The organism is bacterium (assembly GCA_024228115.1).
In the GTDB taxonomy this organism is placed as follows: Bacteria; Myxococcota_A; UBA9160; order UBA9160; family UBA6930.
Genome location: JAAETT010000112.1, coordinates 1 through 6190, shown reverse-complemented (window position 1 = coordinate 6190; position 6190 = coordinate 1). Strand labels below are relative to the sequence as shown.

At 63.7% G+C, this 6190-nt stretch carries 8 protein-coding genes; 7 read left to right on the top strand and 1 reads right to left on the bottom strand.

Annotated elements, in window-relative coordinates; genetic code table 11:
- On the top strand, positions 1-412 hold a 412-nt coding region (locus GY937_05830), incomplete at its 5' end, for a hypothetical protein (GenBank protein MCP5056232.1).
- Positions 413-424: 12 nt separating this feature from the next.
- Here the strand turns inward: GY937_05830 and GY937_05825 are convergent.
- Positions 425-1168: a hypothetical protein gene (locus tag GY937_05825; protein ID MCP5056231.1), complete on the bottom strand. Its 744-nt coding sequence runs from the start codon at positions 1166-1168 to the stop codon at positions 425-427.
- 71 nt (positions 1169-1239) lie between these two features.
- Here GY937_05825 and GY937_05820 point away from each other — a divergent pair, with 71 nt between their 5' ends.
- The 6 genes from GY937_05820 to GY937_05795 all read left to right on the top strand — a co-directional run bounded on the left by GY937_05820 (position 1240) and on the right by GY937_05795 (position 6124).
- Positions 1240-2382 (top strand): CoA transferase, encoded by a 1143-nt coding sequence (locus GY937_05820; protein MCP5056230.1) that lies wholly within the window; start codon positions 1240-1242, stop codon positions 2380-2382.
- Positions 2383-2451: 69 nt separating this feature from the next.
- A complete protein-coding gene (locus GY937_05815; protein MCP5056229.1) occupies positions 2452-3639 on the top strand; it encodes an acyl-CoA dehydrogenase in 1188 nt (395 codons plus the stop codon).
- Positions 3636-4418 (top strand): SDR family oxidoreductase, encoded by a 783-nt coding sequence (locus GY937_05810; GenBank protein ID MCP5056228.1) that lies wholly within the window; start codon positions 3636-3638, stop codon positions 4416-4418. The genes GY937_05815 and GY937_05810 overlap by 4 nt, the downstream gene beginning before the upstream one ends.
- A 14-nt stretch (positions 4419-4432) precedes the next feature.
- Positions 4433-4894, top strand: a complete 462-nt coding sequence (locus GY937_05805) for a MaoC family dehydratase (GenBank protein ID MCP5056227.1) — start codon at positions 4433-4435, stop codon at positions 4892-4894.
- Positions 4895-4907: 13 nt separating this feature from the next.
- On the top strand, positions 4908-5777 hold the full coding sequence (locus GY937_05800) for an LLM class F420-dependent oxidoreductase (protein ID MCP5056226.1): 870 nt from the start codon (positions 4908-4910) through the stop codon (positions 5775-5777).
- A gap of 113 nt (positions 5778-5890) precedes the next feature.
- Positions 5891-6124: a hypothetical protein gene (locus tag GY937_05795; protein ID MCP5056225.1), complete on the top strand. Its 234-nt coding sequence runs from the start codon at positions 5891-5893 to the stop codon at positions 6122-6124.
- Positions 6125-6190: the final 66 nt, after the last annotated feature.

Below are 6190 nucleotides of genomic sequence, written 5' to 3'. Positions count from 1 at the left end.
TGCAGAGCTCGTCAGCGAATTGCGTCCGGAAATCGTCGGCCACTTCGATCTGATCCGGAAGTTCGATGGCGATGGGGCGGGCTTTGGGGATGAAGTCTGGCCCCATGTCGAGCGCGCACTCGAATCCGTCAAGGCGGCGAGCGCCGTGCTCGATGTCAATCCGGGTGCCCATCGACGCGGCTTGTCTCCTGTCTATCCCCTTCCACAAATCCTGAAACGTGCTCGTGAGATGGGCATCGGCGTCACCCTGGGCGACGACAGCCACGGCGCTCACGACGTGGGCGTCGGCCTCGAGGCATGTACGCAAGCGATCCAGGCGGCGGGGTACCAGGAGGTCGCCTACTTCGGCCGCACTGCCGGGGAGGTGAAGCGGTATGCGGCACCGGTTGGCCAGGTGAAGCCGGGGCCGTGACCACACCTGGTTCTACGGGGTCCTCGACCGCCGGGTGAATCTCCAGCGACCACTCGTCTGCGTGTGCTCAGCCCGGGAACGTGTCGCTAGAAGGGAATCGAGGACGTTCGGGGCAAGGAAGCGTGGTCCGCGGACCGAAGCCGAAACGTTCGCCTCCAGATACTCGGAGAGCCAGAGTTCGTCGATCTGGAGAGGGTCGTCGTAGAGAGAAAGCGCCGTGCTCGGCCCCGCTTCGATGCTGACCGCCTGGGCTCCGAGTTCGCTTCGTGTGAAGGCCAGGGCACGGCGCAAACTGGGTGCGGTGTCGCCGACGACCACCACCTCTCCCGGTAGAGAGCGACGCAACTCCGTGACGCGCGCCTCCGCGGTAAACACGACGGGTCGCGGACTTGCGGCGAAGGCCGGGTGATGGGGGTCGAGGTCACGCCCAGAGCTGAGCACGATCAAGAAGGGAGGTTCGCTCTTCCGAAGGGCGACCTCACGCCAACCCGTGAGGGCTTCGACGTCTTTCGGCGCGCCTTGGATTTCGTGCCGGACCTCGGGTTCCTCGCGCAGGATCCGCCCCGTCGTCAGGATTGCGTCGCTGCGCGCACGGGCCGCATTCAGCAAGAAGAAGTCGAACTCACTCCTGGGCGCGTCGTGCTGGATCCGCAACACCTCGCCCGCCGCACTGAGAGCTGCGACGTGTAGAACCAGCGAGGCCACCGGGACGGCTCCGCCTAGCACGTTCTCGAGCTTGTGTTCGACGGTTGTCATGCCTTCCGGAGAGAATGCGCTCTTTCTGCTTCGGCTGGCAACCCACGGGAGATCGTCGTAGCGTCGTTGCCATGACAGGACCCCTCGACGGAGTGAAGGTACTCGAACTTGCGGGGCTCGGCGCGTTGCCTTTCGGCTCGCTCAAGCTCGCCGACATGGGTGCGGATGTCGTCAGGCTCGACCGTGTGTCCGAGGTCCCCGAAGAGCCCGAGGATGGTGGCTACAGCTTCTGGGATCGTGGGCGACGCTCGATGGCCGTCGATCTGAAGCATCCGGACGGAGTGGCGACCGTGCTTCGGCTCGCGGAGAGAGCGGATGTGTTCCTCGAGTCCTTTCGTCCCGGTGTGACCGAGCGCCTCGGGGTAGGGCCGGAGGACGTGATGGAGCGCAACCCGCGCATCGTCTACGGCCGGCTGACAGGCTGGGGCCAGGAAGGTCCTCTGGCTCACACGGCCGGCCACTCACTCAACTACGAAGCGATCACCGGCGTGATCCGCGCAATCGGCCCGGCCGGCGGCCCGCCGGTTCCGCTCCTCCAGATTATCGGAGACTTCGCTGGCGGAGGTCTGCTGCTCGCGTACGGGGTGGTGTGCGCCCTGCACGAAGCGCAGCGTTCAGGGCGAGGACAGGTGGTGGATGCCGCGATGGTCGATGGCACCATGTCGCTCCTGACGCCCTACTACTCGATGGCCTCGAGTGGCATGCACACGGAGGAGATGGGCTCGAATCTCTTCGACGGAGGTGCACCGTTCTACAACGTCTACGAGACCAAGGACGGCAAGTACGTGAGCGTGGCCCCGATCGAGCCGCATTTCTACGCGCTGCTGGTAGAGAAGATGGGTCTCGATCTCGCGAGCCTGCCCGACCAGAACGATCGAAGCTCCTGGCCGGAACTGCGCGAGCGCTTCAGCGTCGTGTTCAAGACCCGAACACGCGACGAATGGTGCGAGATCCTGGAGGGCACCGATGCGTGCTTCGCGCCGGTGCTGAGCTTTGGCGAAGCGCAGACGTATCCCCACCACGAAGCCCGAGGTGTCTTTCGGCCCGGTGGTGGGATGCCGGAGCTCGCTCCTTCGCCGCGGCTCTCACGTACGCCGGGAGAGCCGGGTGGGTCGCCGGCCTTTGCGGGCGCTGATACCGATGCGGTGCTCGAGGAGTTCGGATTCGATCGCAACGAGATCGCTGAACTACGAGAGCGGGGAGCGGTGAAGTGAGGGAGCTGGGTTCCCATCGCGGGCTCGAGTTGCATACGATACGTTCCGTATTGTAATATACCGGACACGATGCACGTTCGGTTCTCCGAGCAGGATGAGGCCTTCCGCCGTGAGGTGGCCTCCTGGATGGACGCCGCCCTCAGCGGCGAATTCAGCGTCTTGCGCGGCCACGGAGCCGCCCAGGCAGACGCGATGTCCCATCTCGAGGAGCGTCGCGCCTGGGAGAAAAAGCTCGCATCCGGGGGTTGGACCTGCGTCGGCTGGCCGGCCGAGTACGGCGGTCGCGGCCTCTCGCTCTCCCAGGAAGTGATCTTCCACGAGGAGTACGCGAGGGCCGGGGCGCCGACGCGTCTGAATCACATGGGCGAGACGCTGCTCGGTCCGACACTCATCGCGTTCGGTACCTCCGAGCAGAAGCAACGCTTCCTGCCGCCTGTCGTCGCCGGCGAGGAAATCTGGTGTCAGGGTTTCTCGGAGCCCAACGCCGGGAGCGATGTCGCGAACGTCCAGACCCGGGCGTGGCTCGAAGGCGACGAGTGGGTCATCGAAGGCCAGAAGGTCTGGACATCCTGGGCGTCCGTTGCGGATTGGTGCTTCACGTTATGCCGCACCGATCCGGATTCGAAGCTCCACAAAGGCCTCACCTACTTGCTGATTCCCATGGCTCAGGACGCGGTGGAAGTCCGTCCGATCGAGCAGATCACCGGGGAATCCGAGTTTGCCGAGGTCTTCTACAACCAGGCGCGTACCGGCAAGGACCATCTGATCGCGGGCCCCGGCGACGGTTGGAAAGTGACCATGGGCACGCTCGCCTTCGAGCGCGGCGTCTCGACACTCGGTCAGCAAATGCTCTTTCGAAGCGAGTTGCTCGAGATCATCGAAGTGGCGAAGGCTTCCGGAAAGGCAAACGATCCGATCTACCGACAACGAATCGCAGACGCTTGGATCGGGCTGGAGATGCAACGCTACAACGCGCTCCGAACCCTCTCGGCCAAGGATGCGACCACTGAGCCCGCCGGCCTGGTGACCAAGTTGTTCTGGGCTACCTGGCATCGAAAGCTGGGCGAGTTGGCGATGGACGTGCTCGGAGATGACGGTCAGATCCTGGAAGCCGCGCCCTACGAGTTGACTCCGCTTCAGCAGATGTTCCTCTTCACGCGCTCCGACACCATCTACGGCGGAACCAACCAGGTGCAACGAAATCAGATCGCGGAGCGCGCCCTCGGACTCCCGCGGGAGCCTCGCCCGACCGCATGAGCAAGCTTGCACCTCCCTACCCGAAGGGTCGCAACCTCCTCGAAGGCAAGAACGTGCTCGTGACGGCCGCTGCCGGTACGGGGATCGGATTCTGGGCGGCTCGTCGCGCGATCGAGGAAGGCGCTCATGTGATGATCAGCGACATCCACGAGCGAAGGCTCTCCGATGCAGCGCAAGAGCTGAAGAAGCTCACCGGCACGGAGCCCGGCACCACCCTTTGCGATGTCACTTCCGAGCAGGATGTGCAGGCTGCGATCCAGGCCGCGTTGACCGGGCTCGGCCATCTCGACGTCTTGATCAACAATGCGGGCCTCGGCGGCTTCGGTCACGTCGTCGATCTGACGGATGAGCAATGGAACAAGGTGCTCGATGTGACCCTGAACGGCACCTTCCGGATGACCCGCGCCGTGTTGCCGCATATGCTCGAGCGCGGCAGTGGCGCGATCGTGAACAATGCTTCGGTGCTCGGTTGGCGGGCTCAGCCGGGACAGAGTCATTATGCCGCCGCCAAGGCGGGTGTCATGGCTTTCACGCGCTGCGTGGCGATGGAGGCGGCCGAGGGTGGCGTGCGGGTGAACGCCGTCGCCCCCAGTCTGGCGATGCATGAGTTCCTTTCGAAGGTCACGCCCGAGGGGCTGCTCGATGAGCTCATCGCAAAGGAGGCCTTCGGCCGGGCCGCCGAACCTTTCGAAGTCGCCAACGTCATGATCTTCCTCGCCAGCGACTATGCCTCCTACATGACCGGCGAAGTCGTTCCCGTTTCGAGCCAACACGCCTGACGGCAGGAGACCTGATGCCCACCATTTTCGAGAGTCCGAAGGATCTTCTCTCCGCCGTCGGCAAGAGCCTCGGTGCGAGCGAGTGGCTGTCGATCGATCAGGAGCGGATCGATCAGTTCGCAGAAGCCACGGGGGATCATCAATGGATTCATGTGGATGCCGAGCGCGCCAAGGCGGGTCCGTTCGGGGCCACGATTGCCCACGGCTATCTGACACTCTCGCTGGTCAACGCGCTTCTTCCCCAGATCATCGTCGTGAAGAACATCTCCATGGGCGTGAACTACGGCACGGAGAAGGTGCGCTTCCCGGCTCCCGTTCCCGTGGGCTCGCGTCTCCGCGCAGTCGGAGAGTTGGTGAAGGCCGAAGAGGTCAAGGGAAGCGCAGTCCAGGCGACCGTGAAGGTCACCATGGAGATCGAAGGCAGCGAGCGTCCCGGTTGCGTCGTTGAGACGATCAGTCGCTTCGTGCCTGCGTAGGAAGAGGATTGTCATGAAGTTCTGGCAGGTTCTCTCCTTCACTGAACCGGATCAGCTGATCCCGCTGGCCCAGGCCGCCGAAGAGGCCGGCTTTCATGGCGTGATGCTCTCGGACCATCTCTTCTTCCCCGGTACGCTCGAGAGCCGGTACCCGTACTCCGAGGACGGCACGCCGGGTTTCGATGGCAACACTCCCTGGCCCGAACCGTGGACCACGATCGCGGCCATGTCCGCCGTCACCGAGCAGCTCCAATTCGGAACGATGGTCTACATCCTGCCGCTCCGAAATCCGATCGAGCTGGCGAAGAGTCTCGGAACCGTGGCCTTTCATTCGAAGGGCCGCGTCACATTGGGTGCTGGCGCGGGCTGGATTCGGGAGGAATTCGAAACCCTGGGGGTCGATTTCAAGACCCGGGGCAAGCGGATGAACGAGATGATCGAGGTGATGCGCCGCTTGTGGTCCGGCGAGATGGTCGAGCACCACGGCGACCATTTCGATTTCGGTCCCTTGCAGATGAGCCCCGCACCAGGCGCCGAGATTCCGATCTACATCGGAGGCCTCTCGAAGTTTGCATTGCGCCGTGCTGCGACGCTTGGCGACGGCTGGGTCGGGACAGGTCAGACGCCGGATGAGGCCGTGGAATTCTGCACGACGTTGCGAGGCCTTCGCGAGGAGGCGGGCCGCGGGAGCGATCCCTTCGAGACGATCATCCCGCTCGTCGTCCCGCTCGAACTCGATCTACTGCGCCGTCTCCAGGGCGAAGGAATGACCGCGACGACCTGCTACCCGTTCAGTTATCAGATCGGACCGACTTCGACGCTTCAGCAGAAGCGCGATCTCATGATGCAGTTCGGCGAGAATGTGATCTCCAAGCTCGGCTGAGGGTCGCTAGAACCAGCGCCCCCTCACTAGAACCCATTCCACCGCCATCGAGTCTGCTTCCCTGGGAAAAAGGAGGCCGAAACGGGCTACGGTCCCGGCGAAGGAGACCGCGAATGCCCGAGACCGCCGCCCCCGATCACGACGTCGTCTACCGCAGCTGCAACCTGTGTGAAGCCCATTGCGGCATTGCGGTGACGGTTGATCGGGCCGCAAACCGGGTCATCGATATCCGCGGCGACGAGAACGACGTCGTCAGCCGGGGATATGTCTGCCCTAACCTGAACTATGCACGAAAGTTGGCTGAGAACCTGGCTTTCCACGGTTTCGGCGTGCCGCGCGGCGATTGACGCTGACGGATTTCGTTTTGGGTGGTCGATGCCCATTCCGTGGCGAGAATTTGGGGCGTGCCTCGG

What these genes read in the sequence shown, in the direction of transcription:
- GY937_05810 (MCP5056228.1), top strand. Translation starts at nt 3,636, where the DNA reads ATGAGCAAGCTTGCACCTCCCTACCCGAAGGGTCGCAACCTCCTCGAA.
- GY937_05800 (MCP5056226.1), top strand. Translation starts at nt 4,908, where the DNA reads ATGAAGTTCTGGCAGGTTCTCTCCTTCACTGAACCGGATCAGCTGATC.
- GY937_05825 (MCP5056231.1), bottom strand. Translation starts at nt 1,168, where the DNA reads ATGACAACCGTCGAACACAAGCTCGAGAACGTGCTAGGCGGAGCCGTC.
- GY937_05805 (MCP5056227.1), top strand. Translation starts at nt 4,433, where the DNA reads ATGCCCACCATTTTCGAGAGTCCGAAGGATCTTCTCTCCGCCGTCGGC.
- GY937_05815 (MCP5056229.1), top strand. Translation starts at nt 2,452, where the DNA reads ATGCACGTTCGGTTCTCCGAGCAGGATGAGGCCTTCCGCCGTGAGGTG.
- GY937_05795 (MCP5056225.1), top strand. Translation starts at nt 5,891, where the DNA reads ATGCCCGAGACCGCCGCCCCCGATCACGACGTCGTCTACCGCAGCTGC.
- GY937_05820 (MCP5056230.1), top strand. Translation starts at nt 1,240, where the DNA reads ATGACAGGACCCCTCGACGGAGTGAAGGTACTCGAACTTGCGGGGCTC.